Below are 26233 nucleotides of genomic sequence, written 5' to 3'. Positions count from 1 at the left end.
CGGAGGAGGATGTCAATGGTCGATGACTTCGGCGAACCCGAAGTTCGGCTTGATGTCGGTGACGCGGACGTGGACTTCATCACCCGTTTCGGTCTCCGAGACGAACAGTGTGTAGCCGTCCACCTTGGCGATGCCGTCGCCTTCGCTTCCCACGTCGTCGATCACGACATCGAGTTCGTCACCAGCGGCGACGGGCGCGGTGATGCGGTGTTTGCCTACCAGATACTGTTCGGAGGATTCGTCCCGCGAGGCGTCCGGCCGAATGGACCTGACGTACTGGAACTCCTCTTCGACGTCGGCACGGAAGTCCGCTAAGTCCTGTCCGTCGAACACCTTCACTGCGAAGTCGCCTCCGGCGGGCAGCAGGTCGAGCGCAACCTCGAACGCCTGTCGAGCGAGATGGATCGAGCGAGCGTGATCCAACGAGTACTCTCCGGTCATATTCGGGGCCATATCGGAGATGACCACGTCGGCACCCTCCTCACCGATTCGCTCTCGGAGGCTCTCTTTCGTCTCCTCGTCGGTCATGTCTCCACGGATGGTTTCGACGTTGTCGGCGTCGATGTCGCGGATCCGCTGTAAGTCCACGCCGACGACCGTCCCGTGGTCGCTGACTTCTTCTGCGGCGACCTGAAGCCACCCGCCGGGGGCGGCACCGAGGTCAACGACGGTATTTCCGGGACCGAACAGACCCGTCTCTTCGTCTAACTGTTTCAGCTTGTACGCTGAGCGGGTCCGGTAGCCCTCTTGCTTTGCTTTGTTGTAGTAGTGGTCACGTCCCATTACTAACTCCACCTCCGTTCGAACCGAACTGTTCGCCCCTCGCCAGTAGCCACGTGCGGGTGAATCATACCCGAACAAACGGTCCTGGTGCAGAAAGGATTGACGACACGGTTCAGAGACTGTCGAAGGAAGTGACGGACGAACGTGTTTGCTGTCCGTACGAAACTCACCGCTCAACCAATCTCTGCTCCGAACGAGGCCGATTTAACAGTCATTGAATATGTATAGTCGGATGGATATACTGGTCTATATATCAGATAAAGATCATAAGTTTAAAGACGGCACTTCCGACTGAAATGGCGTAGAAAATAGAACTACTGACTGCTCATATTCTATTGGGTGTACTGTCCTGTAATGATGATCCAGATGTTGGATAGAGGGCGTGAAAGTACGATCTAGCTGTAGTACTGCCCTTCGGTAAGTTATCGTACGCAGTACTTATTCTGTAAATAGAATACTATCTGTGAGCGATTTGAATAATCGAATGGTTTGTTGTATCCATATTCGTCTTCTGTCATCTTTTACGGCTTGTAACAATACTACAGGATGTCAACTTGGTCATGTGATGATGGGAGACACCCAGCGACCGACGCTACTACTCTGGGGGCACAGCACGCAGAGGTACGATACGCTGATACAGTTGCGTATTACGCTGGGATGGAACTGTCCATGAGCCTGAGCTATCTCACCCATACACTGCCGTCCGAAGACAGTGAACAGTTAGACGAGTTCTGTCGAAACGAACTCTTCGAGGTACTCGGGAACCGACGCCGACGGTATATCCTCTATTATCTCTATGCGATCGACGAGAGTGTCTCGTGTGGCTCTCTCGCTGAACAAGTAACCGCTTGGGAGAACGATACCCTCGTCGATGATATCTCGCTCAGACAGTATCAGAGCGTCTACAACTCGTTCTACCAGACGCACCTTCCAACACTGGAGAACGCGGGCTTCATCGAATACGACCGGTCACAAGGCATCGTCCACACGACCGACAAGCTCTCCGAACTCGGATCATTCTTCCAGGAGAAACACACTGTGAGAGGCGCTTGGAGGTGGCTACGCGTCTCTCCCGCGCAGGGGGCGGTCGTCTCTGGATCTATCGCGGTACTACTCGTCTATCTTCTGTTCCAACCACTCGTGAACGTCACAAGTGTCGTCATCCTTCTCGTGTTCGGAACCATTCTCGCGGGGGTGATCTCCTCGTGAGCGAACGAACGGAGAACGGAACGATTCGGATTGTCGGGACGGCTCACGTCTCCGCGGACAGCGTCCGCGAGGTCGAGTCTGTGATTCGTGACGAACACCCTGATGTGGTCGCCGTCGAACTGGACGAAGGCCGCTACCGCCGACTCACGGGTGACACAGACGACCCAGACCCCGAAGCGCTGTTGGAATCGACGACGAGTGTCCGACTCATTCTTCACTGGGTTCTTTCGTACGTACAGGCTCAACTCGGAGACCAGTTCGACATCGAACCAGGGAGCGAACTGCTCAAAGCCGTCGAAACCGCCGACGAGATCGGAACTGACATCGCACTCGTTGATCGTGATATCAGAGTGACCGTCCAGCGCTTCTGGTCACAGATGACGATCAGAGAGAAGCTTCGCCTAGCCGGCGGATTGCTGCTCGGATTCGCTGACACTCGCACAGTAGGACTCGTACTCGGCCTGTTTATCGGCATCACGTTGGGACCGATTGTCGGCCTGTTCGGCGGAAATTTCGGCGTCACCGATCCACTCTTGACCCGCGTCGCTGCGAGCGGACTGCTTGCTCTTGCTGTTGGTACGGTCCTCTACACCGTCGGAAAGGCGATTTTCGACCATCGGACAGTGGTGACCGCGTCGCTAACCGGTGGGGTAAGTATCGGGCTTCTCGCTGGTGCAGGACTTGGCATAGCTGATGGGACTGTAACCGCCTATCTGCCGCCGATGCTGCTTCACGGGATCGGGAGTCTCTTGATCGGTCTGTCGGCCGGTCTCGTGGTCGGTGTCCTCGGCGGACTCGTGGCCGAGCGTCTCGGACTCAGTGGCATCGACATCGACGAAGCCGACGAATTCGTCGCAGCGGATCTCACTGACACTGATGTGGTACAGACGATGCTCACGGAGTTCCGCGAGCTCTGTCCTAACGGGGCGAGAGCGCTCATCGACGAACGCGACGCCTACATCGCCTACCAACTCGTGGCGCTCCGTGATTCGGGGTTGGATGTCGTGGCTGTACTGGGAGCGGGTCACCGAGGCGGCGTGGAACAGTACCTCTCGAATCCTGCAACGCTTCCACCACACGGGACGCTCGTTGGGACAAGCCGAGGTCCGTCTGTTCCGGTGAAAAAAATTGCCGGTGCGCTCATCTCAGTCGCGTTCGTCGCCTCTTTCGTTCTCTTAGCGATGGCAGGTGTTGACGACGCGTATCTACTCGAAGTGTTCGTTGCGTGGTTTCTGGTCAACGGCGTGTTCGCTGCGGGAATGGCCTATTTGGCCGGCGCGTGCTGGACTGCTGCGTTAACGGGTGGTGCAGTCGCTTGGCTTACGTCCGTCAATCCAGTGTTGGCTCCGGGCTGGTTCGTCGGCTACGTCGAACTCCGTCGGACACCGGTGGATGTTGCCGACTTCGACGCGCTAAACGAGTTGTTGAGTGGTGACGACGGCCTCTCGGACATCCGTTCGAAGGTGGCGAGCGTTCCGCTCCTTCGATTGCTTGCGATTGTCGCCTTGACTAACGTCGGCAGTATCGTCGCCAGTGTCCTGTTCGTCGCGTACCTCTTGCCGCTGTTTGCTGGCGACCTCGGTGGTGTCGATGCCGTCTCGCGGTTGTTGTTCGAAGGGCTTCGAAACGGGGCCGACATACTCTGGCGGAGCCTCACGTCCGCTTGAACAGGTCACGTCACCACCGACGGACACACGCCGCTCCGGCATACTCGTTCCGTACTTTTCCTGTGTAGCCACCAGTAGAGTATATCTCCGCCAACTCCTCACCGAGCAGCGTTCTCTTGTCAGCTTCGAGCGTGAGTACTCGGCCGATTTGTGCGTCTGTCCTGGTGCATCATACACTCTCGCACGCGTGGCACAACCCTCATCTCCAGTCAGAGTACGCATGACCCGGACAAGACGAAGGTAGTCTCCGAGTGCATCCACGCCTCTCACGTTGTTCGGAAACAGTGGGGCTCGCGTGATTTCCCTCTTCCCGCTGTGGCTCTGTCGATACGTGCGGATTCCTCGCACCTTCTCCGCCGTAGACGGCGGACCTTCCCTCGCATCAGAGATCTCGACGCACCCCGTGTAGGTCACAGGTCCTTCTCCAGCGATAGTCGCTCTCTCTTATACGTGGAACAGGCGCAATATCACGGCCTTCAGGCCGTGGATACGCGCCGTCACTCTGGGCACCAGTCTACCGCTCAAACGGACGCTCTGAGTTTCCTACGAGAACTTTAATTGACAGGCCGCCGTACCGAAGGGTAGGAATCGGTCGGAACGGAGCGGATTCTGAACCGTCCTACGGAGGCGGCCTGTCCGCCTACCTAACGAGGCAATATCCGAAAGGGCAATCGGTGAACGCACATGCTCGAAGCGTGTGTCTGTGTTGACTGCTTGAAGCGAACCAGACGATACCCCCGACTCTGCTGATGCCTGCTGGCGTCCCCGTGGCCAAAACAACACCGGGACGCCATACACGGTCGAGGATAGGGGTAACAGCGGTTTGGCACCGCCATCAGTCCACCAGTCCGATGCTGTGGGACTACCCGTGCCCAAAAGGGCTGGTAGTCCAGTGATTGGACTGCAAACCTGAAACTCCCACCGCTCGGGATTCCTCCACCTTCAGGCGGAGGAGGATGTCAAGCGGTCGTGAGTGATGGTACGATTGGTTTAGGCACTGTCCTGTCCAGATGCTGGATTCCCGTAGTGGCGAACGGCGCGAACCCATGCAATCAGCTGTGGAACTGATTCGTGGGACTGATATCCCGGAAATTCAGGACGTCGGTTTCTCCGCATTTCGTGGTTCAAAAACATCCGACAACTGATAATATTCTGGCTAACATACAGTTCGATGTGTACGCAGTAGCGGTCTAACAGGCGAACTGCGCCAGTTGTGCAGTATCGCGTCGGGTTCGTACTGTACCGACGAATCTGCGCCGTCGCTTGCTCAGTGAGATTCTCTGAGAGTATTAATTGGTTATTTGATCGAATAATCTTGGGGCCTGATTTCCCAAATCGTTCAATTCAGCGTTCAAACGAGCCATTCTATCGAACAAATGAATCCGTTGTTAAGAAGGGTAGTAACTATAACAAAGGTTACCACGGGGCATGGATGTGTTGGGTTCCGTCGAGAACCCGTGAGAACAAATGAGAAAAGCAGTAATCCGAATGACCGGCGTTCTCGTCGTTGCGATGCTGGTCCTCACCGCATTCAGCGGCGGGGCAGCCGCGCTCGGTGACGACGCGAGTAACAACTACAACGTCGCGCATAATGACGCGCACGTCGTACAGAACAGCGGAAATCTGGGTTCCGGCGCCTCCGCGTTTAATCACAACGACGCTGGCGTCACCCAAGTGGCGTTAGCTAGTCAGACCAACACGGACTGGATCTAAGACCATGAAAGAAACATTCCTTCGGATGGGCGTCGTTCTCCTTACGGCGATGCTGGTCCTCACCGCGCTCAGCGGTGGAGCAGCCGCGTACGCTGACGACGCGAGCGACAACACCAACATCGCGTATAACGGCGCATACGTCGAACAGAACAGCGGGAACGCGTACGGTGGCGGATTCTCCGCGTTCAACAGTAACCACGCTGGAGTCACCCAAGTGGCGATAGGGCTGCAGCAAAACACGGACAACATCTGAGACCATGAGAGACACAATCCTTCGGATGGGCGTCGTTCTCCTCACGGCGATGCTGGTCCTCACCGCGTTCAGCGGTGGGGCGGCGGCATACCACGGTGACGACGCGAGCGACAACACGAACGTCGCGTACAATGGCGCATACGTCGCACAGAACAGCGGTGGCGGTCTGTTCTCCGCTGCTAACTCCAACCATGCCGACGTCACTCAAGTGGCGCTAGCTGGTCAGTCCAACACGGACCTCATCTAGGACCAATGAGAGACACAGTCCTCCGGATGGGCGTCGTTCTCCTCACGGCGATGCTGGTCCTCACCGCGTTCAGCGGCGGGGCGGCGGCATTCCACGGTGACGACGCGAGCGGCAACACGAACATCGCGTCCAATGGCGCGTACGTCGCACAGAACAGCGGAAACGCGGGTGGCGGGTTCTCCGCGTTTAGCACCAACTCTGCGGGCGTCACTCAAGTTGCGTTAGCTAGCCAAACTAACACAGACAACATCTGAGATCATGAGAGTGACATTCCGTCGAATTGGTGTTGCCCTCTTCGCAGCGATGCTGGTCCTCACCGCGTTCAGCGGTGGGGCAGCAGCGCTCGCGGACGACGCGAGCAACAACGCCAACGTCGCCTCGAACTACGCGACGGTCCAGCAGAACAGCGGAAACCTGGGCTGGAATGGGGGGGTTGCAGCTGTCAACCTCAACAATGCTCAGGTGACGCAAGTGAGCGTCTCCACCCAGAACAATATAGACGTCCTTTAATTTGGGGCGTATATTTTTTATCCATAACATGAAAGATAAAATACATAAAATCACAGTAGGTATCGTCCCCGCTATCGTCGTCCTTTTCGCGGCGATGCTAGTCCTCGGTGGATTCGCGGTTAGTGCATCCGCCGCACCAGGAGATGCGCCTAGTGTGGGTGACCGTACTTACGCTCAGATTCCAGAACCGGCCTGTTCAGGTGTTTCGTGGGTCCACTGTCTCCCCCCACCGACGACCCCCTGCCTGTGGCCGGGAGACATGTGCTATCCACAATCCCCGCATCCACCGGTCTGTATGGGTCTTGAGTGCCAAACCGCCCCACCCACCTGTATGGGTGGGATCTGCGGTGACACGGGTCAGTACATACACAGTCCGGGCGTGACGGATGTCCACGTTGCGGACGACAGTCAGTCGCTGGAGGTGTCAACGGCTGTTGAGGGACCGAACGCGGCGGCCGAGGAGTCTTCGACCCAGTCCGAGGGAGAATCGGGCGGAGCAGTAACGGTGGAAGTAGGCTCAGTCCAGTCCGACGAGGGGTCGAGCGAAACCTCAGCAGAGAGTACGAACGAGGCCCACGAGCAGAATTCGGTGACAACCGTCGATATCGACGTGACCGAGATGCAGAACGGTGGTGCCGATGTTGACGACGTGGCCAACGTTGACGGCGACACCGGCGTCTCGGACATCACTCAGAACGTCGCTGACGACGTACAGGCGGTCAGCGTGGGGAGCACGAACCAAGTAAGCCGCGTTCAGAAGACAACTGAGATTCAAGATTCATAGAAACTCACCACAACAGAACCCGGCGATAGTCGGCCTCGGACGTAACAGGAGACAAACGCGCTGTTCTGCCGTTTTATGCGATGAAACGATTTTGCTGAGAGTGTGGTGTTCACGGCGACGGTCAGAAACTCGTGCGCACGCTCACGCGACGTGCGGGTACATACTTAGCAAGCGCGAAAATCACGGGTATTTTTAAGCCCGCTGTCGTACCACAGATCACATGTTCAAGGCCATCGTGAGCGCCTCCACACTTCGGGACGCGCTGGATTCGGTGAGCGTACTCGTCGATGAGTGTAAGATTCGACTGAACGAGGACAACCTCTCGATCCGAGCGGTTGACCCCGCGAACGTCGGGATGGTCGATCTGACGCTCGACGCCGCATCGTTCGAATCCTACGAGGCTGACGGCGGCGTCATCGGCGTCAACCTCTCGAAACTGGAGGACTTCGTCGGCATGGCGAACTCCGACCAGTTGGTCGAACTCGAACTCGACGAGGAGACGCGAAAACTCAACATCCGAATCGACGGCCTTTCCTCGACGCTCGCGCTCATCGACCCCGACTCTATCCGACAGGAACCCGATATTCCGGACCTCGATCTCCCGGCTGAAATCGTCCTCGAAGGCGCGCAACTCGACCGCGGTATCAAGGCCGCGGACATGGTCTCAGACCACGTCCGACTTCGTGTAGACGACACGGCGGAGGCGTTCCACATCCAAGCACAGGGTGACACTGACGACGTTGACTTCCAACTCGACACCGAGGACCTTATCGACCTCACCTCGGGGACGGCTGACTCGCTGTTCTCGCTGGACTACCTGAAGGATATGAACAAGGCCATCCCGAAGGACGCCGAGGTCACCGCCGAACTCGGTGAGGAGTTCCCTGTTAAACTGCACTACCAAATCGCAGAGGGACAAGGACACGTCACCTACATGCTCGCGCCGCGCATTCAGAGCGAATAACGGCCGACGCGTCGGTTCCGTCTCTCGGTCCCCGGTTCTCTCTTTGTTACTCAGTCCCCGACGAGTAGCGGTATGTCATTCACCCAGAACGCTCATGGCAATAGAAAAACATGATCTGGTATGGATCGGTTCGTCCTCGCGTTTACCCTCCTCATCGGGATCCTCCTCGTTGCCTCCCCCCTCTACATCCTCCCACATGCCACGATGTCCTCCTACCGATATACGATACAGTCCGTGGATGAGGACGTAGAGACGTCGCCCGTAGTGTATTCTACCCTCCCCCAGTCGGCGCAGAACACGTTCGATTCGGCGCGTTCGACCGACGGTGTCGTCGTCAAACAGACCACTGACCCGGCGTTCGAACCGGGACGGTCCGTCGTGACCGACGGCGACGAACAATACGTCGTCCGAACTGTCCGAGAGCCCCCCTCGACAGTGTTACGCTGGTTACGACAGGCGCTCGTGACGTTCGGTGTCGTCCTCTGCTGTAGTGTGGGTGTTACACTCCGTGACAGTACTGACCGGAGGATCGGCCCCCCTATCGGATTCGCGGTTGTTGGTTTCGGTGCCGTCATCACCGCCGTCACCGGCGTCGGAACGGGTGCGGGAGCGGTTCTCCTCCTCACCGTTGTCATCGCTCAGTTTGCCGCGCTCTGGTGGGCCGTCGCTACGGCAACGGGTCGTATCGTCCCCCAACCAATCATCGGTGAGTGAGGAGGAACACGGCAAGGAAGACGACCGTCTACTGGAACGGTACAGTAGCCGTCGTTGCGGCGGGATAGATCACCGCCGATTGTCGTCGAAGATGCCTGCCGTCAGCGGTGTCGGTCGATAACGCGCTTTGCCGATTGCGCTTTCTCCTTCCACCCGTAGCCCGCTTCGTAGACGTGGCGTTTGCTATCGACTAGTTGGGCGGGCGTGGCCTCCTCGAACCCACCGCGAGACCACGCGCCGCTTTCTTCGAGCCACGAGATGACTTTTTCTCTCGTCTCCGACCACGAGAGACCGACCATCTCGTACCATGCGACCATCGCGAAGACGGCGTTATCGTGACATCCCGGCACGCTTCCATGGCGGTAGATGGTCTTCATCGGCTCTCTGGTCGGTTCGGATACCTCTTCGCGGAACTCTTCGGCTGTGAGGAGGCGGAGTGTCCCGTTCGCTTCGGACACCCGGCCGTCGCGTTTTAGCCGGTCGAGTGCGGCGCGATGGAGGTTGTCCCAGTCGCCGTGAACCGACTCCTGCAGGTCGTCTTCGTCTACGGGACCGGTCGTGAGTTGGACGACCAAATCCACGTAGGCTTTCTCGACGACGGGCCACGTCGTCCCCTCGAAACGGCAGTCCGCATCGTGGAGGCTGTTAGTAGCCCGGCAGTCAGGACACGGGTAGTCGAACTGCGGCACGTGGTGAGGGAGGATGGGGGCCGTCTTAGGTGACACGGTGTCGAGCGCTGAGATGACGAGCGCTGAGTTCGGGAGTTGATCGGGCGTTGAGATGACGAGCGCTAAGGTGGCGAACAAGGGTTCTCTCGTCGCGTCCGGCCACACCGTGACTGATCTCCGACGACTTCCGATAATCGCCGTGTTTATTCGGTATCACTGGTTACGACGATTCGACCGATGGACCCGCACTACGCTCGGTACCCGTTCTTCGACGGCGCACGCGCTGCCGTCGGTGATGCGGATATTTCACCGGCAGCCCTCATCGCCGAGGACGCTCCTGCCGTCGAGCGTGGCCTAGAGCGGGTCGAGCGCGCCCTGATGGAGGGCACTGTCGCCGCCGAAGAACCTCATCGCTGGAGCGACCGTGAGGAACTACTCTCGTATCCCATCGCCCGGATTTTGGTTTCGCTGGTGGATACGCCCGCCGCGGTGGACAAATACGCGGCGGCGGAGGCGACAACGGCACACGACCGCTTCCGCGCCGACTTCGAGACCGATGACGATGGTCTCCAGAGTACGACCACCCGGACGGTTTCACTGGAGGATGTCCTCCGTGAATTCGAACTTGCGGCCGACGTTCGACCGGAACGTTCCACCCCCGATAGCCGCCGACGAAGCGGACGCGACCCGACACAGTACTGGATCGATGTCGGCGCGTATCTGACGCTTTCGACGGCTGATTGGGGTGAGCGGTGGCGTCTCGTCAACCGCGAACTCGCTACAGGTGCGGTGCGCGTGACGACCGACGAACTCCACCGCCTGTTAGAAGAGGCCGTTCACCGGCGCGTCGCAGACGGCCTCCCGTTCGAGGTTCGCGGGAGTTCGGCGGGCGACGAAATCGCCGATGCACTCGAAGACGAGGTAGCGTCGATTCGTGATCTGTTGAACGACCACGACGCCGCCGGCCGAACGGATGTCGAAGCAGTCGTCCCGGCTCTGTTCCCGCCGTGCATGAAAGCACTCGTTCAGCGGGCACGGGAAGGCGAGTCGCTTCCGGCGCACAGCGAGTTTTCACTCGTTTCCTTCTTGGTCGCGCTCGGCATGGACGCGACAGAAGTGACGACGCTGCTCGACGTTACGGACGAAACAGCGAGCCGAATTGCGACGCGCGTGGAATACCTCACTGACGCTGGTGGTTCACAGTTTGCGCCGCCTTCGTGTGCGAGCATGCAGTCGTACGGCGACTGCGTGAACAAGGATGAACGGTGCGAGACGATTTCGCATCCGCTTTCGTACTACACGAGTGCCGTCCGCGACGCTGGCGACGTACGGGACTGGCGCGAAACCGTCACCGACGATGAGTGACGGTAGAAGCGTTCGAGACAGTTATTTCGAGTGGCAATAGACGCTCGGCCAGTCTACCGGTTGAGGAAGACGCCGATGACGCCCATGGCCAGGATGAACAGTGCAATGGTTCCGACGAGGATGAGCCCGCCGGTTCCGCCGAGTCCGCTGTTGTTGTACGTCACACCGACCCCTACAATGAGTGAGATGAAGAAGCCGACTGCGACGACGGAGACGAGTATCTTCCGACGCATCTCCGCTTCGAGAGCCATGCTCCCGCCTTCCCGCGGCCATTCTAAAAGCGCTTCGAAGTTTCGGCCGTCAGTGGCTGGGGTCCCGTCTCCGCGATGACTGTGCTGCGTGAGTGTCGAGTTGTCTACGTTACGGGTGTTAACACGCCGATGCGCCGAAGAACCCTTTCACGAAGTTCGGGACCGGGAGCGACGCGAACAGGTCACTGAGGGATCCGACGGCGTTATTCACCAGTCCACTCACGAACGCCGGCGGGCCGGCGTCGCCAGCGGGACCGTTACTTGCGTTTTGACACTCGTCTACGTCCTTGTCTGGTCCGACTGCCGCCGCGGGTGCAACCGCGAGCGTTGCAAGGAGGAACGCGACGAGCAGTGGCGCGATGAGTGATCGGTTCATGTCTGCAAGCACCCCAAGGTAGGCTCGGGATATTAATCGAGGTGGCCGTTAATCCGAATATACCCGGATTGAGCGTGCTAAATACCGATTTTAATCGTCTTAGTGTCCGATCTGGAATCGGTCGTTGGTGGGAGCGAACTCACTCCCGGAGTCGAGCCAACAGTGCAGCGCCAAGCAGGGCGACGCTTGCGATGACGATACCGAATCCGGGAGTGTTCGTTCCCGTGTCAGTGCTGTCTCCAGACGCCTCGCTCTCGGCAGCGTCAGACGAGGCGAACGTCACCTCGAACTCGTTCAGTTCGGTTCCCGACTGCCACGTGAGTCGATTCTCGGTCTGGCTGTCGGGCGAAGGATTGGTCGCAGTTACGTCGTAGCCGTGTGGTCCGACGAGTGTGAGTGAGTGGTCACTTTCGAAGTCGCCAGCGAACGGGCGAGTGACGACGAGTCGTCCGGTATCTGTCGCTGCGAGACCCTCCCACTGGACTGAGAGCGCCACGACACCCACGTCGCCGCTGGTCGAGAGTTCGATACGTTCGTTGGTGACCTGCATCGTTCGACCGGTCTCTGTTGCGGCCGTTGCGGCGACCCGAGACATCCTGTCTTTGTACTTTTCGACGAGTTTCTCACGAGCGTCGTCGTCCTCGCGCAGGTCGGTGAACGCTCGCGCCTCCTCGTCACTCGCTAAGTCGTAGGTCGTTCGGAGCGTCACTGTGGCTGAGCCGTCCTCGTGCAGTTCGACGATGAGTCCGGGTTCAGTTGGCTCCGCCGCCGCGGCAGTCGATGCTGTGCCGACGGCAAGTACGACTGCGCCGACCAGCAACAGCGACAGGAACCGCGTCACCTCGTTCATCATTCGATTCGAACGAGGAGTCCGCTTCTCGAAACAGACAGAGCGTCTGACCCACGCGCGTCAGCGCCGCTTTTGCTGCTGGAATCGGTTTTTCCCGCGTTGGTGGAGTCGTCGCTATCTCGCTCGGATGCTCCCTGTTCAGACCCCGACAGCGGCGTGTCGGTCGCCGTCTCATTGTCGGGAATCGTGCTGCTGGCGTTCTCCGTAGTGGCGTTTTCCAGCGTTTCACGCTGTCCGTGAGCGTTGGCTTGCCCGTTACCATTCTCGGTGTGGTTGCCGCGTGGGGGAACCTCCTCGAACGGACCGCGGTGCGCCGTGGCGTTTCCGCGGGTGGTGGCCGATCCCGCAATCTGACGGGCGATTTCGGAGACTTCTGGACCAGTCAGGTCTTCAGCCCGCGTCGCGAGGGTCCGAATGGCCGTGGTGTTGACTCCTCGCTGTTCCAGCAACTCGTTCGGAAGCCTTTCCGAGGCGGTTGCAGAGCGGTTGGTTAGCTCTTTGACTGTCTCCGTTTCGGCGGCGACTCTGGCCATCCTCGTGTTGTACTCGCCTTTACTTATCGAGCCGTTCTCGCGCGCAGCCTCAAGTCGTGCTTTGCGTTGTTCGAGTTCGGCAAGCCGCGCTTCGTTCGAGTTGAGCCGCTCGGCAACGACGTCGGCTTTCGCCTCGTCTGTCGCCGCCTGTGCGACTCGAATCCCGAACGTTCGGGTCTCGACTTCGCGCGCGATTTCGGCATCCTGAACGGCGAGAACGCCGCTCAACAGTTCTCCGGATTGGGTACTCTCGTTGCTGGTCGAATCTGATCCAGCCATCGGCGTCTCGGTCGCAGTCGTTCCGCCCTCCGATTGGGCGACACTCGCCATCGGCACGGTAGCCAGTGCTGCGACGAGCAGCATGGCGGTCATCAGTATGGTCGCGTTTCGACGCATCACGATTGCCACACACTCTTCGGCTCGTATGTATCCGAGAGTTGGACAATCCGCCTTATGCGAAATTAAGCCCGTTTAACTCGGATATTATACGGCATTGAGAGGTATTCTACCTCCGTTCAATGCGGTTTTTGTCTAATCTGGCTCTCTACGACAATAATGTCAGAAAAACATTCTATTGGCGTCTGGATAGAAATGTACGCGCACCAGAACGAACGCGCGAGATCCAATCGAGTGGCTACTCTCGTCAGGGACTGTTCGAGCAGTTCCAACTGAAACGAGGGTTTAGGTTCGATGGGTGCATATCATATAGTATCGAGAGAGCAGTTGCTCTCAGTCAGAATAACCCATGACGCACACTCGAAACACACCCGCGTCGAAAGATCGTTCTGTCGTCGCTCGGTCAATCCGGGAGAAGACGACGTTCCCCGCGGCGGGATACGCAGGCCGCACCCGCCGCGCCCGCGAGGAACCGATGGCCGTCCGGCCGCTCAGAGACGGGCGCTACGTTGTCGAGACGGAGGGTGGGACTTACGTCGCCGATGTGGAGGCCGGAACCTGCACCTGCCCGGATAGCAGCATCAGGCACGTGCGGTGCAAGCATCTCCGACGCGTCGCCATTGAGATTACTGCACGCCTCGTTCCCGCTCCGGGCGAACGCACCAGCGCATGCGCCGTCTGCGGTCGCCGGACGTTTGTCCCGATGTTCGACCACGCTCCGTCTCTCTGTGAACGACACGACCACGCACCCGGCGACCTAGTGCGCGACAGGGAGACACAGAGCCTTCTCGTCGTCGTTCGTGCGACCGGTGAGCGCGCCGACGAGTCGGTGACCGAGCAGGGAATACTTGTCTCCGACTACGAGACGAATGCCAACTACGGACGGCACGAACCCGTCTTTGAGGCCGTCTACGTGGATTCGGTACCCCTTTCGGGCGGTGTTGCCGACCTCGCTAACCGAACGCGGTATCGCTTCCCAGCCTCACGCCTCCGTCCGGTAGAACTCGACTTCGCTGACTCCGAGGCGGTGCGCGGTGCCACGGATTCGACTCGAAGCGAGTTGATGCAGTCATCACCCGTCTGACGGACGTCAGCGTACAGTGGAAACGAAGGGGTCAGACGTGACTGTCGAGTCTCGTAAGAAGGGGGTTGGCTGTCGTCCGATTTACCGCGCGCCAGCAACGCCGCTACCGATTGCGGCACCACACTCGTTACAGCCGACGATGTAGAACCGTTTCGAGGCTTTGAAAAATCCAGTTTCAGCGCCTAAATCGACGAATTCGACGTCACCCTGTCCGGCTAACTCCGTCTCGCATTCGGGGCAGTGAACCATCGTTAGGTGGCACCTCCGCCGTTTGCTTTCGCACCTGCAACGCCGCTCCCAATCGTCATGCCGCACGACGCACAGTTTGCTGTGTAGAACCGCTTGGATGCTCTGACGAAGCCGGTTCTCGCCTCGGTCTCCTCAAACGCGATATCTTCGCTGGAGGATAGGGTGGACTGACATTCAGGACAGTGTACCATTCGAATCCCCGTTTATCACTGCGATAAGATGAATCTGTGGGGTACGGTGTCTATGGCCCCTCGTGGGTAACAGTGGTTTCTTATCCCGCTTCAGGCGTCGTCTGCGGCTTCGTCTGTTTCGTCCGCGACATCCGTCAACCGACTCTGTGCGGGACCGCCGACGAACGAGTCGAACGGTTCGCCCTCCGCAAGCGCCGTTTCCTTTTTGACGCGGTAGTTTCCGCCGTCGGTCACGTAGAGGTCGCCGGGGTGGAAGAAATACCAGTCTTCCCGGTCGAACCGGACAGCGATGCGCGATTTCGCACCGAAGTTCTGCGCGAAGTAGATGAGCGCCTCGACTTCTTCGCCTTGGAGATAGATGGGTCGGCCGGAACTCGCCTTCGCCTCGATGGCGTAGAACATCTCGCCGTTACCCGCGAGTACGTCCGGCAGTTCGCGTTCCGTCGCGCTTCCGGACGCCGGGGCGCGCATGACCGCGAACCCGGCGTCGTCAAGTTTGTTGACGAGTTCGCGTTCCCTGCGGTCGCCCTTTCGGTTCGAAGACATAGCCGATTCTCGGCCGTGGCCGCTCTTAAATTGGCCGAAGCGGAGTCGGAGGATGGCCCGGAGAGATCTGGTTTTTCATTGATTGGTTCGTCGGCCGAGTCGTCGCCAGCGTCCTCGCCCGCTCGATGCCGCGCGGCCTGAATAGACAGACAGCGTTAGAACGCCGGAGCGTCCCCAAATCGGGCGCTGAAGACACACTGAAAGACACGGTTGAGAGAGTGAGCTTTTTGGTATTGGGATTCTGATGTGTGCTATATGTACACGATGTCGAGCAGCGACTTTACGGTACACACGAGTGAGTGTGATGCCGTCGGGAGCGGGATGCCGATATCTAGCCTGCCGGACGAAGTCCAATCGCTAGATGACCTCGACTGCGACTGCTGGGACGTTTTTGACTCGTTCGAAGAAATCGAATAAGTAGCTCGCGTGGATTCTGGCGGCCGCTTACGTTCCGTGGCTCCAGCTACCCATGTACTCGCGCTGTTCGTCGGTCAGGGTGTCGATTTCGACGCCTTCGGCGTCGAGTTTGATTTCGGCAACTTCTTTGTCTAATTCGTCGGGTACGTCGTGGACTCCGGCGTCGTAGTCGTCGCCGTTCTCGACGAGTTCACGGACGCAGACTGCCTGCACGCCGAACGACTGGTCCATCACTTCGATGGGGTGCCCGAGTGCGATTGGTGAGGCGAGGTTGACGAGGCGACCCTCTGCGAGGACGTTCAGACGGCGGCCGTCTTCCATCTCGTAGGCCTGCACGCCGTCGCGTGCCTCGTACTCGTCTACGGCGAGATCCGAGAGCGCGTCGAGGTCGATTTCGATGTCGAAGTGACCGGCGTTCGAGAGAATTGCGCCGTCTTTCATCACCTCGAAGTCTTCTTCGGTGATGATGTCTCGGTTGCCCGTCGTCGTCACGAAGATGTCGCCGACCTTCGCGGCTTCGTTCATCGGCATCACGTCGTAGCCCTCCATGTGCGCTTCGAGCGCGCGGCGGGGTTCGACTTCGGCGACGATGACGTTGGCGTTCTGTCCGGCCGCCTTCTTTGCGACGCCCTTCCCACAGTAGCCGTAGCCCGCGACGACGACGTTCTTCGAGGCGAAAGAGACGTTCGTCGTCATGGCGATGTTAGCGAGGGAAGACTCGCCCGTGCCGTGGATGTTGTCGAACAGCCGTTTCATCGGCGTGTCGTTGACGGCGAAGACGGGGTATTTGAGTTCGCCGTCGTCGTCCATCGCGCGGAGACGGTGGACGCCCGTCGTCGTCTCTTCTGCGCCGCCGACGATGGTGTCGATGAGTTCGGGGTACTCTTCGTGGATTGCGAACACCATGTCCATCCCGTCGTCAACCGTGATGGTGGGTTCGTGCGAGATGACCGACTCGATGGCCTCGTAGTACTCGTCGTCGCCCACACCGCGGACCGCGTACGAGGTAATGTTGTCGTTGGCGTCGAGCGCGGCGCTCACGTCGTCGTGCGTCGAGAGCGGGTTGCACCCGGTGATAGCTACCTCGGCACCGCCGAGGGCCAGCAGTTCGACCAAATTGGCCGTCTTGGCCTCGACGTGCATCGCCATGCCGATGACCTCGCCGTCGAGGGGTTTCTCGGCCTCGAACTGATCGCGCAGTTCGTTCAGGATGGGCATGTGCTGCAGCGCCCAGTCCATCTTGCGGCGGCCCGCTTCACGAGCGGACTCGACATCGTCGAGATGCTCGCTGATTGGGGGATAATCGCTCATGGGCGACGCTTTGCGGAGGCACGGCAAAATCCTACCGAACCAGCTTTTTGCTTCGTCGGATGCGCCGAAGGCACACTGCTTCTCGCAAAAACTGTCTCGCTTCGCTCGCGGAGACGTGATCTCTGACGGCTATTCCGCCCGCTCGACCAGCGCCATCGCCCGTTCACACGCCGTCTCCACGACTTCCTCCTCGTCTAGCGTTAGTACTTCGCGGTCACGCATCAGGATCTGTCCGTCGCAGATGGTGTGGCGCACGTCCGACCCGCGGACGGCGTAGGCGAGATGGCTCACCACGTCGTGTGCGGGCGCGAGGTGTGGTGCATCGAGGTCAACGACGGCAATGTCGGCGACGCCGCCTTCTTCGATGCGCCCGCCGGGAAGACCGATCGCGTCCGCACTGCCGGCCGTTGCGGCCGTGATCGCCGCTTCAGCAGGAACAGCGGAGGCGTCGTCTGCGCCGAGTTTGCCCAGCATCGCAGCGTCGCGCAGTTCGTCGAACATGTCGAGGTCGTTGTTCGAGGCGGCCCCGTCGGTTCCGATGCCGACGGTAACGCCCGCGTCGAGCATCTGCTGGACGGGTGCGATGCCCGAGGCGAGTTTCATGTTCGAGGCCGGGCAGTGAATCACACCGGTCCCGCGTTCGGCCAGCAGTTCGATCTCCGCTGCATCGACGTGGACGCCGTGTGCGAGGAAGTCTTCCTCGCTGACCATTCCAAGCTCGTCTGCGTACGCGAGCGGCCGCTGGTCGCGCTCCTCAACGATGGGATCGACCTCATCCGTCGTCTCGTTGGCGTGGAAGTGCAGGGGAATCTCGTTCTCGCGGGCCGTCGCCACGGATTCGCGGAGGAACTTCTCGTCAACGGTCGTCAGCGAGTGCGGCATGAACGCGGTGTGAATCCGGCCGTCGGCCGCGCCGTCGAACTCGCGGGCGACGCGGAGGCCCTCCTCGATGTCAGTGGCAGCCTCCGCATCGTCTTTGGCGACGGTGACGATCCCGTGACCGAGACGGGCGCGCATTCCCGACGCTTCGACGGCGGCGGCTATCTCGGGCACCTCGAAGTACATATCAGCAAACGTCGTCGTCCCGGATCGAATCATCTCGATGAGACCGAGTTCGGTCCCGGCACGCACGTCTTCGGGTTCGAGTTCGGCTTCTGCGGGCCAGATGTCCTCTCGAAGCCACGAATCGAGCGGTTTGTCGTCGGCATACCCGCGGAGAAGCGTCATGGCAACGTGCGTATGGGCGTTGACGAGACCCGGCATGACCAGACAGCCGTCAGCGTCGAGTGTCTCTGCGGCGTCGTAGTCGGCCGCAATGTCCTCTCCAATGTCGTGAATGCGACCCGTGTCGGTATCGATGACTACGTCGGCGTTCTCGACAGAACAGTCTGGGCGGAGAACTCGCCCACCGATAATACAGAGTGCGTTCATGCACGGCCGTACCGACGGCGGCCGTATGACTCCATCGGGTCGAGTTTGGCACGCGGCAACACGAGACGTTATCTGCCGAAACCACCAGTGAAAACGGCCGAGGTATCCGATTCCCGATTTTCGAGAATCGACGACCCAACTTACCCCCCATGAGAACCGAACGGCGAGTAACACGTCGGCGCGTCGGCGCGGCGCGTCGATGGGAGCGATAGATGACCGACACACGAATTCAGATTCGAACGTACGTCGACTCGCATCCGGGTATTCACTTCAACGGACTCGTCCGTTCGTTGGATCTTGCGCCCGGTCAGGTACAGCATCACGTCCGCCGTCTCATCGATTCTGATCGACTCGTCCGCGAGGAGTTCTACGGCCGGACGCACTACTACCCGCCCGGACTCACCGAATGGGAACGTGCGACTGTTGCCCTCTACCACCGCGAGACGGCGCGAAACATCCTCACAACTCTCCTCGACGCCGAGGAGGCACGACCTGCCTCGCTCGCTGAAGATCTCGGCGTCGCGCGGAGTACGCTCGAATGGCACGTCGGCCACTTAGAGGAAGAGGGAATCGTGCGAAAGGAACGCGACATCAGAAATCGCGTGACGCTGGTTCTCGAACGCCCGGCGGCGACGGCGGCGTTGCTCGCGCGTCTCGACTCCGAGACTGTCGGAACGGCTGGACGCGACGTGGAACACTCCACCGGGGCGGAGACGCCTGTGGACGCGGACTGAACAGTCGGTTACTTAACGTTTGGGCGGGAGAGCGGCGTCCAACCTCACCGGGAGCGAAAGGTGTAGGTTCCATCGCCGAGAGAACCTCGTATGCGTATCGCCGTGCCCAACAAGGGGCGTCTCCACGATCCGAGCGTCGAACTCCTCGAACGCGCCGGACTCCACATTCAGAGCGGTGCCGACCGGAAACTGTACGCTGACACCGTTGATCCCGATGTCACAGTGCTGTTCGCCCGCGCGGCCGATATTCCCGAGTACGTCCGCGACGGGGCGGCCGCTGTCGGAATCACCGGTCTCGACCAGATGCGCGAGTCCGGCCACGACCTCGAAGAACTGGTTGATCTGCAGTTCGGATCCTGTCGCCTCGTTCTCGCCGCGCCCGAGGACGGCGATATCGAGTCGGTCGAAGACGTGGCGGGCAAAATCGTGGCGACGGAGTTCCCAACCATCGCTCGGAACTACTTCGATGAGCAGGGTGTCGAGGCGGATGTCGTCGAAGTCTCCGGTGCGACGGAACTCACCCCACACGTCGAGATGGCGGATGCCATCATCGACATCACTTCTACGGGGACGACGCTTCGCGTGAACCGTCTCGCTATCGTGGACGAGGTACTCTCTTCTTCGGTTCGCCTGTTCGCCCGTCCCGACGTGGTTGACGACCCGAAAGTCGATCAGTTAGTGACGGCGTTCCAGTCGGTCATCGCCGCGGAGGACAAACGCTACGTGATGATGAACGTGCCCCAAGAACGACTGGACGACGTGCGCGAGGTGCTTCCCGGTCTCGGCGGGCCGACGGTGATGGATGTCGCGGGCGACGATATGGTCGCGGTCCACGCTGTCGTGGACGAACGCCACGTCTTCGAGGTCGTAAACGATCTGAAGTCCGTTGGCGCATCGGGCATCCTCGTCACCGAAATCGAGCGATTGGTCGAGTAGGTGTCTCCCAGTCGCTCGCCGCGTGCCGGACATCACTCCCGCCAGCGCAGTTCGGGAGAGAATAGACCGGGTGCGAGTCGCGCTTCGCCGTATCGCCACCGGACGTAGCCGATGATCAGAAACGTCCCGAGAATGATGGCGAAGACGCCGAGGAGTCCCGCCTCGGGACCGAACGCGCCGCCAGTGAACAGGTCGGGTCCTGTCTCGACCGTATCCACGACGTTCGCGCTGACGCCGAGTCCGCTGACGGCGAATCCGTACACGCCGCCCTGAAACAGATTCCACGTGATGTGCAGACCGATGGGAATGGCGAGTTCGTCGGTGAGCACGTAGCCGATAGCGAGGAAGATACCTGCCAGCGAGATCCCAACCGTACTCACGAGCGTTGCGTTCGGATTTTGGAGGTGTGCGGCCCCGAAGACAACCGAGGAAAAGAGGACAGCGGTACTCGCGGCGACGAATCGGGTGGTGTAGCCTGACAACCCCTCGGCGACGTTTGTGAGGAGGTAGCCGCGCGAGACGATTTCTTCGGAGACGCCGACGGCGAGAAACTGGATCGTCAACAACGTGAATCCGGCAAGGAATCCGCGTGACCCGCCGGTGAGCGTTCCCTCAACGCGAACCCATCCGGCGGCGAGGGCGACGAGGAAGATGGCGGTCATGAGGGCCGCTCCGAGGAATAGACCGAACCCGAGGTCGATCCACCAGTCTCTGTCGAACCCGAATCCGAGGTCGGCTATCGTCCTGCGGTCAACGACGACAGCAAGTCCGACGGCAAGGACGCCGGGAAAGAGAATTGCGACGAACGAGAGGCCGAAGGAGGCGGACGTAATGGGCGTCGTGGTGAAAAACAAACTGAGGAAGAGACCGAGCAGGAGGACGGAGACGATGAGCGCAACTACTGCCAGCATCAGACGGACTGGAGCGGGCGGACGCCGCTCGTCCGCATTCCAGACGAGTGCACGGAGGTTCACAGTCAGCATTCGAACTGTGGGGGCAAGAAAGTAGCCGACTGCGCCGTGTTCGACCTATCTACACCGGGGCCGTACTCAAGAGAGCCAATAAGGCGTACAGGACAGTCCCGATAATGATTGAGACGATCACGTGGATGAACGTGATGTACCCTGACAGTCGGTTCGACTGCCCGTAGAGATACTTCACCGCCACGCCGTCTAAGATGATGGCGACGAAGACACCGAGATAGGAGTTGAGTTCGAACGTGGTGACGACGACGGCGATAGCCGCCGGAATCGGACCGACGACGAACGCGTACTTGACTGGCACGTCGCCGAGGACGTTCCGCGCGGCGATGTGAGCGGTTAGGGAGAGAAACAGCGCCAGCGAGGCGAACGTCCCTGCGACAGCGAGGGCACTGCCCGAGGCTCCGGACTGCAACGGCGTGGCGGGTAGCGTCATGTTCGGACGCACGAACGCCGACGACTTAGGCGCGTATATTCGTCCGTCGAAAGAAAGCCGAGCGCTATCCGCCGTACAGACCGAGGTCGCTCAGACGAGAGACGATTTCGTCCACCGCTCCTTCGGCGTCAGACGGGTGTTTACCGCCCGTGATGACGAGTTTGCCCGACCCGAACAGAAGCGCGACGACATCCGGTGAGTCGAGACGGTAGACCAACCCGGGGAACTGCTCTGGTTCGTACTCGATGTTCTCCAGTCCGAGACCGATGGCAATCGCGTTGAGGTTCAGGTTCCGGCCGAGATCAGCCGAAGTGACGATGTTCTGGACCGTAATATCCGGTTCGTCATCGACCGGGATCTGCAGTGCACGGAGTTTGTCGAAGACGAGATTGAGGCTCTCGTGTACGTCGTCCGTCGATTTCGCACCGGTACAGACGATTTTACCGGAGCGGAAGATAAGCGCCGCAGATTTGGGTTCTTGCGTCCGGTAGACGAGACCGGGAAACTGCTCGGGGTCGTAGTCCGCACCCTCGAGGTCCATCGCCACGCTCTGGAGGTCGAGTTCCTGACCGATACCGGTCGAGGCGACGACATTCTCGATGTTGATAGTATCCTTGGGGTCGGTCATGCGACGACTTAAATGACGTATTTAAGGTTGAAAAAGGTTAGTGCAGACACTGACAGTTCAGCTCTTCACGCCGAGTACCCGGATATTCTGAATCGTCACGAGGATACCGATGGCGGCGACGACGCCCGGAATCAGGGGACGAAGCAGTGATGAACCGATCGTGGCATAGCCCACGACGAAGAAGGCGAACGCGGTGACTTTTGCGGCGGCGAACGTCATCGACGGCGGAACGGGAATTCCGTCGAACAGGCGTCGAACGAATGGATTTCGCTCGCGCGCCCCGGGGCGCGATGTCGCCGCGATGGTGGTAACGTAGTCCCCGATACCGTAGAAGATGACGGCGATAACCCACAGGACGGCGTCGAGCATCGGAACCGCTGACGGAAACGAGATGAACGAAGCGAGACCCGGCATCATCGGAGATGAGGCCGTCCGATGACTTATACCGTCGGTCGGACAGTCGAACGACTAGAATCGTTGACAGCCGAACGATCCGCGCCGACAGCCGAACGACCAGCATCGATACGCTGATACGCGCGGATGGACACGCTCCGAGCGTGTACTGCCTCGAACTCGCCGGTGAGGAGGCTGACGAATCCCTCGCCGCCCTCGAAGCCGAACGCGCCGCCGCCACGGCCGTCGAACGGGTTGCACCCGGGTTAGCGACGGCCCGCGGCGTCCGTCTCGGTCGCGTGCCGACCCTCGCGTACACCCATCACGTCTCGGAACTTCTCGGGCGAACGGACGCCGATGTCGAGAGTGCGGTCGCCCTGCTCTCGGCCGCTTCGTTCGACCGTGAGGGGAGCGTCGCCGTTCGCGGACGCGACGTGCGTTCTTCTTCGGGTGTGAGTGCGTCGGCCGCCGAACGCGCGCTCGGCGGCGTCCTCGTTGACCGCGGGTTCGAGGTCGATCTGGACGACCCCGATCACGTCCTCCGCGCCCTTTTTGCCGACGATACCTGCCTTCTCGGATGGGAAGCGGCCGCCAGCGTCCGCGACTTCGGGAGTCGCGCTCCGACCGACCGCCCGTTCTTCCAACCGGGCAGTATGGATCCCTTGGACGCCCGCGCGTACGTGAACCTCGCGGCGGGACCCGACTTACCGGACGCGACAGTCGTGGATCCGATGTGCGGTACTGGCGGCATCCTCATCGAAGCGGGACTCGTCGGCGCACGCGGCGTGGGTAACGATGCGCAGTCGAAAATGGCTCGCGGGGCACGCGAGAACCTCACGGCGTACCTTCCAGACGCTGAATGGGATGTCGTCCGTGGTGACGCTACTTCGCTCCCCCTTTGCGACGACGCGGCCGACGCAGTAGTGTTCGATGCACCGTACGGTCGGCAGTCGAAAATCGCCCGCCACGAACTCTCGGACCTCGTAGGCGGTGCGCTTGCGGAGGCGGCACGCGTGGCTCCCGCAGCCGTCCTCATCGCTGACCGGCCGTGGGATGCGGAAGCCGAAGACGCCGGATGGACCGTAGACGCGCGGTTCGAACGCCGAGTACATCGCTCGCTGGACCGGCACGTCCACGTTCTCTCGCGAACCTAACGGGGCTAACGCAGTCCGACTTGTCCGCGGCGGCGATAGAGATACACCGAGAGCGCCGGGACCGAGACGACGAGAAGGGTGGTGAACATGGTTCCGACGAGGTGGACGACGCCTGCGAGTCCCCACGCCCAACTCGGTGACCACGCACTGTCTCGTCGGAGTGCCCGCACGTCGAGGATGAGACAGACGAGAACGAACAGGGCGACGGAGAGGCCGACCAAATCGGCGAAACTCGAAAGGAGAAACGAGGCGATTGCGGCGACGGAGTCCGATTCTCCACTGCCGGACGTGGAGAGTTTGATGAACCGATGCACAGCAAAACGCGACAGCAGTGCGGTAAGGACGACGAGGGGGAACGGCACGACGCCGTACCACCATCTGGAGGGTCTGGACATGGCTGCGCTACTCGGATCAACCCAATAACAGTTGCCTTACAAACATGATCGGCGTTCGATGACCGGTGCGGCGGTGAGTGTCAGTACCAGGGACATCGAGACCGAAAGCACTCGCTCAGAACCAGAACCGACGGCCGAGTACCAGCAGTACAACGGTTGCGACGATGCCCGCCGCACCACCGCCAACCGCGGCGAGGAATGCGGTAGTGGTCGAGAGTAACGACTCGTACGTCAGATAGCCGAGCGCGCCGCAACACGCGAGGAGGACGACGAGCGTTTCGAGATTCAACGCGCCCTTGAGGAACGTGTCGAGGACGCCGGTTTCTTCGGAGGACATTGGCTGTGGGTACTCCCTTCAACTGGATAAGTGTAGCTGTACAGACGTGTTGTCGTTCAGTCGGCACGCCGCGCGACGACTGACTCACCGGCGCGGAGCGTGTCTCCCTCTTCGACAAGGAGGTCAGAGCGGTCGTAGCACGGCGGGAGGAGTACGTCAGCGCGACTCCCGAAGTCGATGTGGCCGATTCGTTCTCCCCGAGCGAGTTCGTCGTTCTCCGCGATGTACGGGTGGATCCGACGAGCGAACGCACCGGCGATAAGCGACAGTTCTGCCGGTCCCTCGGGCGTCTGGAGAGCAACGTCAACACGCTCGTTCCGTTCGGATTCCTTCGAGAACGCCGGGCGATGTGCGCCGGAGCGGTGGGTGACACGCTCGACCGTCGCGTCGAACGGCGCGCGGTTGACGTGTACGTCGGTGACGTTCATAAACACGCCAATCCGGATCTGTTCGCCCTCCTCGCGGACAACTGACACGCGACCGTCGGCGGGCGAAATGATGCCCTGTGCCGAGGGTCTCCGCTCTGGATCACGGAAGAACCACAGCACGAATCCGCCTCCCAGAAGCGAGACGAGGGAGAGCGGTGGCGCGATGACGGCAAAGAGGGCGGCCGCGAGGAACGCGGGAAGCGCGAACCGTCGGACACCGGGCGCGTAGCGCATTAGGCTAGTTGCTCCTCGTCCAGTTCGTGCTGACCGGCCGCCCATGCTGAAAGCAGATGCGTGAGGTGCAGTCGGTCGTCAAGCCCTTCTGTCAGGTCTAAATCGACCGCTCCCGCGAGGCGGTGTAGACGCATCACGTCCGCCTCGCCGAACTCTTCGGGATACTTGTCAGCAATGGCGAGGAGGTCACGGAGCAGTTCCTGCCCGTCGTACCCCTCGTCGTCCAACAGCGTCGTTATCGTCTTTCTCGCGTCCCGTATCTCTCCGTTGCGGGCCGTCTCGAGAATCTCCTTCAACTTGTCGTCGTGGCCGACTTCCGAGAGGGCCGTCTGCGCCGACTCCATCGTTATCTCATCGTCACCCTCGACAGCGGCACTCTGCGCGGCGAGAATGGCCTCTCGGAGGTTGCCGTCGGCCTTCGAGGCGATGATGTTCAGCGCCATCTCGTCGTATGCCACGTCCTCGGCCTCTGCAATGTCGCTGAGAATAGCCTCCGTCTCGTCGGTCGAGGGTGCGCGGACGGGAACCGGGAAACACCGCGAGCGAATCGGCGGGATGAGTTTCGTCGGTTGCCGCGTCGTGATGACGAACTGTGTGGTGCGGTGATGCTGTTCCATCACGCGGCGAAGCGCCTGCTGGAAGTCTTCGCGGATGTGTTCGGCGTTGTCGAGCAGGATGGTCTTGTAGTCGCCAGAGACGGGCGCGTAGCCCGCCGACTCCTTCAACACGCGACTAATCATATCGCGCTTTGCCATCCGACTCCGGCCGGTGAGGAACTGCTCGAATCGAGGATCGGTGCGAATCTGCTTTTTCGTCCGCGAGAAGAAGTCCGCGACGTTGATCTCAACGAGGTCGTTCTCGGGGTCCTCGTGGGACTTACGGGCGAGTGCGCGGACGGCCGCCGTCTTGCCGACACCCGGCGGCCCCTGCAGTACGAGATTCATCGGTTCGTCTACCGTTCGGCCCAGTCGGTCGCGGACCTCCGACTGCGGCAGGTCCGAGAGCGAGGGCGCGTGTGTCTCCGTCCACAGGGGCGCGTCCATCGAACTCGCCTAGCAGTTCGGAG

35 protein-coding genes are annotated in these 26233 nt (G+C 60.3%); 16 read left to right on the top strand and 19 right to left on the bottom strand.

Going from position 1 to position 26233, the window contains the following annotated elements; all coding sequences use genetic code 11:
* Positions 1-12: 12 nt before the first annotated feature.
* Positions 13-783: a 23S rRNA (uridine(2552)-2'-O)-methyltransferase gene (locus HBOR_RS00160; protein ID WP_006054968.1), complete on the bottom strand. Its 771-nt coding sequence runs from the start codon at positions 781-783 to the stop codon at positions 13-15.
* A 669-nt stretch (positions 784-1452) separates the two neighbouring features.
* Between HBOR_RS00160 and HBOR_RS00155 the strand changes: the two genes are divergently transcribed.
* From HBOR_RS00155 to HBOR_RS00110, 10 genes are all read left to right on the top strand, one after another.
* The gene (locus HBOR_RS00155) at positions 1453-1992 is read left to right on the top strand and encodes a DUF7344 domain-containing protein (protein ID WP_241432341.1); all 540 of its coding nucleotides are present in this window, start codon (positions 1453-1455) and stop codon (positions 1990-1992) included.
* On the top strand, positions 1989-3659 hold the full coding sequence (locus HBOR_RS00150; protein WP_006054970.1) for a TraB/GumN family protein: 1671 nt from the start codon (positions 1989-1991) through the stop codon (positions 3657-3659). Before HBOR_RS00155 ends, HBOR_RS00150 begins: the two co-directional genes overlap by 4 nt.
* A gap of 1467 nt (positions 3660-5126) precedes the next feature.
* Positions 5127-5372 (top strand): hypothetical protein, encoded by a 246-nt coding sequence (locus tag HBOR_RS00145; RefSeq protein ID WP_244880402.1) that lies wholly within the window; start codon positions 5127-5129, stop codon positions 5370-5372.
* A gap of 4 nt (positions 5373-5376) precedes the next feature.
* Positions 5377-5625 (top strand): hypothetical protein, encoded by a 249-nt coding sequence (locus HBOR_RS00140; RefSeq protein WP_244880401.1) that lies wholly within the window; start codon positions 5377-5379, stop codon positions 5623-5625.
* Positions 5626-5629: 4 nt separating this feature from the next.
* Positions 5630-5872, top strand: coding sequence for a hypothetical protein (locus HBOR_RS00135; protein WP_244880400.1), 243 nt, complete (start codon positions 5630-5632; stop codon positions 5870-5872).
* A 5-nt stretch (positions 5873-5877) separates the two neighbouring features.
* Entirely contained in the window at positions 5878-6126 is a 249-nt protein-coding gene (locus HBOR_RS00130; RefSeq protein ID WP_242492860.1) for a hypothetical protein, read from the top strand.
* A 4-nt stretch (positions 6127-6130) separates the two neighbouring features.
* Positions 6131-6382, top strand: coding sequence for a hypothetical protein (locus tag HBOR_RS00125; protein ID WP_013440384.1), 252 nt, complete (start codon positions 6131-6133; stop codon positions 6380-6382).
* 331 nt (positions 6383-6713) lie between these two features.
* Positions 6714-7166: a hypothetical protein gene (locus HBOR_RS00120; protein WP_006054971.1), complete on the top strand. Its 453-nt coding sequence runs from the start codon at positions 6714-6716 to the stop codon at positions 7164-7166.
* Between the two features lie 220 nt (positions 7167-7386).
* On the top strand, positions 7387-8130 hold the full coding sequence (locus HBOR_RS00115) for a DNA polymerase sliding clamp (RefSeq protein ID WP_006054972.1): 744 nt from the start codon (positions 7387-7389) through the stop codon (positions 8128-8130).
* A 120-nt stretch (positions 8131-8250) separates the two neighbouring features.
* On the top strand, positions 8251-8844 hold the full coding sequence (locus HBOR_RS00110) for a hypothetical protein (RefSeq protein WP_006054973.1): 594 nt from the start codon (positions 8251-8253) through the stop codon (positions 8842-8844).
* A gap of 101 nt (positions 8845-8945) precedes the next feature.
* Here HBOR_RS00110 and HBOR_RS00105 read toward each other — a convergent pair whose 3' ends face one another.
* Positions 8946-9533, bottom strand: coding sequence for a DUF7474 family protein (locus HBOR_RS00105; RefSeq protein WP_049890529.1), 588 nt, complete (start codon positions 9531-9533; stop codon positions 8946-8948).
* 216 nt (positions 9534-9749) lie between these two features.
* Here HBOR_RS00105 and HBOR_RS00100 point away from each other — a divergent pair, with 216 nt between their 5' ends.
* Positions 9750-10877 carry a DNA primase large subunit PriL gene (locus HBOR_RS00100; RefSeq protein WP_006054976.1) on the top strand — a complete coding sequence of 376 codons (1128 nt, stop codon included), beginning with the start codon at positions 9750-9752 and terminating at the stop codon, positions 10875-10877.
* 53 nt (positions 10878-10930) lie between these two features.
* Here HBOR_RS00100 and HBOR_RS00095 read toward each other — a convergent pair whose 3' ends face one another.
* The 4 genes from HBOR_RS00095 to HBOR_RS00080 form a co-directional block, all read right to left on the bottom strand.
* A complete protein-coding gene (locus HBOR_RS00095; protein ID WP_006054977.1) occupies positions 10931-11128 on the bottom strand; it encodes a DUF7472 family protein in 198 nt (65 codons plus the stop codon).
* A gap of 118 nt (positions 11129-11246) precedes the next feature.
* Positions 11247-11504 carry a hypothetical protein gene (locus tag HBOR_RS00090; protein ID WP_006054978.1) on the bottom strand — a complete coding sequence of 86 codons (258 nt, stop codon included), beginning with the start codon at positions 11502-11504 and terminating at the stop codon, positions 11247-11249.
* Between the two features lie 139 nt (positions 11505-11643).
* A complete protein-coding gene (locus tag HBOR_RS20435; RefSeq protein WP_006054979.1) occupies positions 11644-12354 on the bottom strand; it encodes a DUF7345 domain-containing protein in 711 nt (236 codons plus the stop codon).
* A complete protein-coding gene (locus HBOR_RS00080; protein WP_006054980.1) occupies positions 12354-13259 on the bottom strand; it encodes a hypothetical protein in 906 nt (301 codons plus the stop codon). Before HBOR_RS00080 ends, HBOR_RS20435 begins: the two co-directional genes overlap by 1 nt.
* Before the next feature lie 373 nt (positions 13260-13632).
* Here HBOR_RS00080 and HBOR_RS00075 point away from each other — a divergent pair, with 373 nt between their 5' ends.
* Positions 13633-14367: an SWIM zinc finger family protein gene (locus HBOR_RS00075; protein WP_006054981.1), complete on the top strand. Its 735-nt coding sequence runs from the start codon at positions 13633-13635 to the stop codon at positions 14365-14367.
* An 81-nt stretch (positions 14368-14448) separates the two neighbouring features.
* On the opposite strand, the gene HBOR_RS19795 is transcribed toward HBOR_RS00075, so the two are convergent.
* The 3 genes from HBOR_RS19795 to hjc form a co-directional block, all read right to left on the bottom strand.
* Entirely contained in the window at positions 14449-14616 is a 168-nt protein-coding gene (locus HBOR_RS19795) for a hypothetical protein (RefSeq protein ID WP_006054982.1), read from the bottom strand.
* A 2-nt stretch (positions 14617-14618) separates the two neighbouring features.
* Positions 14619-14807 carry a hypothetical protein gene (locus HBOR_RS20535; protein WP_013440380.1) on the bottom strand — a complete coding sequence of 63 codons (189 nt, stop codon included), beginning with the start codon at positions 14805-14807 and terminating at the stop codon, positions 14619-14621.
* 90 nt (positions 14808-14897) lie between these two features.
* Positions 14898-15353, bottom strand: coding sequence for a Holliday junction resolvase Hjc (gene hjc / locus HBOR_RS00070; protein ID WP_006054983.1), 456 nt, complete (start codon positions 15351-15353; stop codon positions 14898-14900).
* A 255-nt stretch (positions 15354-15608) separates the two neighbouring features.
* On the opposite strand from hjc, the gene HBOR_RS19790 reads away from it, so the two are divergent.
* Entirely contained in the window at positions 15609-15770 is a 162-nt protein-coding gene (locus HBOR_RS19790; protein WP_006054984.1) for a hypothetical protein, read from the top strand.
* Positions 15771-15797: 27 nt separating this feature from the next.
* On the opposite strand, the gene HBOR_RS00065 is transcribed toward HBOR_RS19790, so the two are convergent.
* Complete coding sequence (locus tag HBOR_RS00065) at positions 15798-17081, bottom strand: adenosylhomocysteinase (protein ID WP_006054985.1); 1284 nt, start codon at positions 17079-17081, stop codon at positions 15798-15800.
* Positions 17082-17210: 129 nt separating this feature from the next.
* Positions 17211-18512, bottom strand: coding sequence for an amidohydrolase (locus HBOR_RS00060; RefSeq protein WP_006054986.1), 1302 nt, complete (start codon positions 18510-18512; stop codon positions 17211-17213).
* A gap of 212 nt (positions 18513-18724) precedes the next feature.
* On the opposite strand from HBOR_RS00060, the gene HBOR_RS00055 reads away from it, so the two are divergent.
* Together HBOR_RS00055 and hisG are read left to right on the top strand one after the other, a co-directional pair.
* On the top strand, positions 18725-19246 hold the full coding sequence (locus tag HBOR_RS00055; RefSeq protein ID WP_006054987.1) for a winged helix-turn-helix transcriptional regulator: 522 nt from the start codon (positions 18725-18727) through the stop codon (positions 19244-19246).
* Between the two features lie 90 nt (positions 19247-19336).
* Positions 19337-20182, top strand: coding sequence for an ATP phosphoribosyltransferase (gene hisG / locus HBOR_RS00050; protein WP_006054988.1), 846 nt, complete (start codon positions 19337-19339; stop codon positions 20180-20182).
* Positions 20183-20214: 32 nt separating this feature from the next.
* Here hisG and HBOR_RS00045 read toward each other — a convergent pair whose 3' ends face one another.
* The 4 genes from HBOR_RS00045 to HBOR_RS00030 all read right to left on the bottom strand — a co-directional run bounded on the left by HBOR_RS00045 (position 20215) and on the right by HBOR_RS00030 (position 22640).
* Complete coding sequence (locus HBOR_RS00045) at positions 20215-21165, bottom strand: CPBP family intramembrane glutamic endopeptidase (RefSeq protein ID WP_006054989.1); 951 nt, start codon at positions 21163-21165, stop codon at positions 20215-20217.
* Positions 21166-21214: 49 nt separating this feature from the next.
* Positions 21215-21598 (bottom strand): DUF7473 family protein, encoded by a 384-nt coding sequence (locus HBOR_RS00040; protein ID WP_006054990.1) that lies wholly within the window; start codon positions 21596-21598, stop codon positions 21215-21217.
* A gap of 64 nt (positions 21599-21662) precedes the next feature.
* Positions 21663-22226, bottom strand: a complete 564-nt coding sequence (locus tag HBOR_RS00035) for a TATA-box-binding protein (protein WP_006054991.1) — start codon at positions 22224-22226, stop codon at positions 21663-21665.
* 57 nt (positions 22227-22283) lie between these two features.
* On the bottom strand, positions 22284-22640 hold the full coding sequence (locus HBOR_RS00030) for a hypothetical protein (protein WP_006054992.1): 357 nt from the start codon (positions 22638-22640) through the stop codon (positions 22284-22286).
* A gap of 143 nt (positions 22641-22783) precedes the next feature.
* On the opposite strand from HBOR_RS00030, the gene HBOR_RS00025 reads away from it, so the two are divergent.
* Positions 22784-23773: a methyltransferase domain-containing protein gene (locus HBOR_RS00025; RefSeq protein WP_049890523.1), complete on the top strand. Its 990-nt coding sequence runs from the start codon at positions 22784-22786 to the stop codon at positions 23771-23773.
* Between the two features lie 5 nt (positions 23774-23778).
* Here the strand turns inward: HBOR_RS00025 and HBOR_RS20210 are convergent, their stop codons facing one another.
* From HBOR_RS20210 to HBOR_RS00005, 4 genes are all read right to left on the bottom strand, one after another.
* On the bottom strand, positions 23779-24168 hold the full coding sequence (locus HBOR_RS20210) for a hypothetical protein (protein ID WP_013440378.1): 390 nt from the start codon (positions 24166-24168) through the stop codon (positions 23779-23781).
* A gap of 115 nt (positions 24169-24283) precedes the next feature.
* Positions 24284-24505 carry a hypothetical protein gene (locus tag HBOR_RS00015; RefSeq protein ID WP_006054995.1) on the bottom strand — a complete coding sequence of 74 codons (222 nt, stop codon included), beginning with the start codon at positions 24503-24505 and terminating at the stop codon, positions 24284-24286.
* A gap of 56 nt (positions 24506-24561) precedes the next feature.
* Positions 24562-25167 carry a protein sorting system archaetidylserine decarboxylase gene (locus tag HBOR_RS00010; protein ID WP_006054996.1) on the bottom strand — a complete coding sequence of 202 codons (606 nt, stop codon included), beginning with the start codon at positions 25165-25167 and terminating at the stop codon, positions 24562-24564.
* Positions 25167-26210, bottom strand: a complete 1044-nt coding sequence (locus tag HBOR_RS00005; RefSeq protein ID WP_006054997.1) for an AAA family ATPase — start codon at positions 26208-26210, stop codon at positions 25167-25169. The genes HBOR_RS00010 and HBOR_RS00005 overlap by 1 nt, the downstream gene beginning before the upstream one ends.
* Positions 26211-26233: the final 23 nt, after the last annotated feature.

It is taken from the genome of Halogeometricum borinquense DSM 11551, from assembly GCF_000172995.2.
Taxonomy (GTDB): domain Archaea; phylum Halobacteriota; class Halobacteria; order Halobacteriales; family Haloferacaceae; genus Halogeometricum; species Halogeometricum borinquense.
This window is presented reverse-complemented; position numbering and strand designations above follow the sequence as displayed.

What these genes read in the sequence shown, in the direction of transcription:
- HBOR_RS00160 (WP_006054968.1), bottom strand. Translation starts at nt 783, where the DNA reads ATGGGACGTGACCACTACTACAACAAAGCAAAGCAAGAGGGCTACCGG.
- HBOR_RS00155 (WP_241432341.1), top strand. Translation starts at nt 1,453, where the DNA reads ATGAGCCTGAGCTATCTCACCCATACACTGCCGTCCGAAGACAGTGAA.
- HBOR_RS00145 (WP_244880402.1), top strand. Translation starts at nt 5,127, where the DNA reads ATGAGAAAAGCAGTAATCCGAATGACCGGCGTTCTCGTCGTTGCGATG.
- HBOR_RS00140 (WP_244880401.1), top strand. Translation starts at nt 5,377, where the DNA reads ATGAAAGAAACATTCCTTCGGATGGGCGTCGTTCTCCTTACGGCGATG.
- HBOR_RS00135 (WP_244880400.1), top strand. Translation starts at nt 5,630, where the DNA reads ATGAGAGACACAATCCTTCGGATGGGCGTCGTTCTCCTCACGGCGATG.
- HBOR_RS00130 (WP_242492860.1), top strand. Translation starts at nt 5,878, where the DNA reads ATGAGAGACACAGTCCTCCGGATGGGCGTCGTTCTCCTCACGGCGATG.
- HBOR_RS00125 (WP_013440384.1), top strand. Translation starts at nt 6,131, where the DNA reads ATGAGAGTGACATTCCGTCGAATTGGTGTTGCCCTCTTCGCAGCGATG.
- HBOR_RS00120 (WP_006054971.1), top strand. Translation starts at nt 6,714, where the DNA reads ATGGGTGGGATCTGCGGTGACACGGGTCAGTACATACACAGTCCGGGC.
- HBOR_RS00115 (WP_006054972.1), top strand. Translation starts at nt 7,387, where the DNA reads ATGTTCAAGGCCATCGTGAGCGCCTCCACACTTCGGGACGCGCTGGAT.
- HBOR_RS00110 (WP_006054973.1), top strand. Translation starts at nt 8,251, where the DNA reads ATGGATCGGTTCGTCCTCGCGTTTACCCTCCTCATCGGGATCCTCCTC.
- HBOR_RS00100 (WP_006054976.1), top strand. Translation starts at nt 9,750, where the DNA reads ATGGACCCGCACTACGCTCGGTACCCGTTCTTCGACGGCGCACGCGCT.
- HBOR_RS00095 (WP_006054977.1), bottom strand. Translation starts at nt 11,128, where the DNA reads ATGGCTCTCGAAGCGGAGATGCGTCGGAAGATACTCGTCTCCGTCGTC.
- HBOR_RS00090 (WP_006054978.1), bottom strand. Translation starts at nt 11,504, where the DNA reads ATGAACCGATCACTCATCGCGCCACTGCTCGTCGCGTTCCTCCTTGCA.
- HBOR_RS20435 (WP_006054979.1), bottom strand. Translation starts at nt 12,354, where the DNA reads ATGAACGAGGTGACGCGGTTCCTGTCGCTGTTGCTGGTCGGCGCAGTC.
- HBOR_RS00080 (WP_006054980.1), bottom strand. Translation starts at nt 13,259, where the DNA reads ATGACCGCCATGCTGCTCGTCGCAGCACTGGCTACCGTGCCGATGGCG.
- HBOR_RS00075 (WP_006054981.1), top strand. Translation starts at nt 13,633, where the DNA reads ATGACGCACACTCGAAACACACCCGCGTCGAAAGATCGTTCTGTCGTC.
- HBOR_RS19795 (WP_006054982.1), bottom strand. Translation starts at nt 14,616, where the DNA reads ATGGTTCACTGCCCCGAATGCGAGACGGAGTTAGCCGGACAGGGTGAC.
- HBOR_RS20535 (WP_013440380.1), bottom strand. Translation starts at nt 14,807, where the DNA reads ATGGTACACTGTCCTGAATGTCAGTCCACCCTATCCTCCAGCGAAGAT.
- hjc (WP_006054983.1), bottom strand. Translation starts at nt 15,353, where the DNA reads ATGTCTTCGAACCGAAAGGGCGACCGCAGGGAACGCGAACTCGTCAAC.
- HBOR_RS19790 (WP_006054984.1), top strand. Translation starts at nt 15,609, where the DNA reads ATGTACACGATGTCGAGCAGCGACTTTACGGTACACACGAGTGAGTGT.
- HBOR_RS00065 (WP_006054985.1), bottom strand. Translation starts at nt 17,081, where the DNA reads ATGAGCGATTATCCCCCAATCAGCGAGCATCTCGACGATGTCGAGTCC.
- HBOR_RS00060 (WP_006054986.1), bottom strand. Translation starts at nt 18,512, where the DNA reads ATGAACGCACTCTGTATTATCGGTGGGCGAGTTCTCCGCCCAGACTGT.
- HBOR_RS00055 (WP_006054987.1), top strand. Translation starts at nt 18,725, where the DNA reads ATGACCGACACACGAATTCAGATTCGAACGTACGTCGACTCGCATCCG.
- hisG (WP_006054988.1), top strand. Translation starts at nt 19,337, where the DNA reads ATGCGTATCGCCGTGCCCAACAAGGGGCGTCTCCACGATCCGAGCGTC.
- HBOR_RS00045 (WP_006054989.1), bottom strand. Translation starts at nt 21,165, where the DNA reads ATGCTGACTGTGAACCTCCGTGCACTCGTCTGGAATGCGGACGAGCGG.
- HBOR_RS00040 (WP_006054990.1), bottom strand. Translation starts at nt 21,598, where the DNA reads ATGACGCTACCCGCCACGCCGTTGCAGTCCGGAGCCTCGGGCAGTGCC.
- HBOR_RS00035 (WP_006054991.1), bottom strand. Translation starts at nt 22,226, where the DNA reads ATGACCGACCCCAAGGATACTATCAACATCGAGAATGTCGTCGCCTCG.
- HBOR_RS00030 (WP_006054992.1), bottom strand. Translation starts at nt 22,640, where the DNA reads ATGCCGGGTCTCGCTTCGTTCATCTCGTTTCCGTCAGCGGTTCCGATG.
- HBOR_RS20210 (WP_013440378.1), bottom strand. Translation starts at nt 24,168, where the DNA reads ATGTCCAGACCCTCCAGATGGTGGTACGGCGTCGTGCCGTTCCCCCTC.
- HBOR_RS00015 (WP_006054995.1), bottom strand. Translation starts at nt 24,505, where the DNA reads ATGTCCTCCGAAGAAACCGGCGTCCTCGACACGTTCCTCAAGGGCGCG.
- HBOR_RS00010 (WP_006054996.1), bottom strand. Translation starts at nt 25,167, where the DNA reads ATGCGCTACGCGCCCGGTGTCCGACGGTTCGCGCTTCCCGCGTTCCTC.
- HBOR_RS00005 (WP_006054997.1), bottom strand. Translation starts at nt 26,210, where the DNA reads ATGGACGCGCCCCTGTGGACGGAGACACACGCGCCCTCGCTCTCGGAC.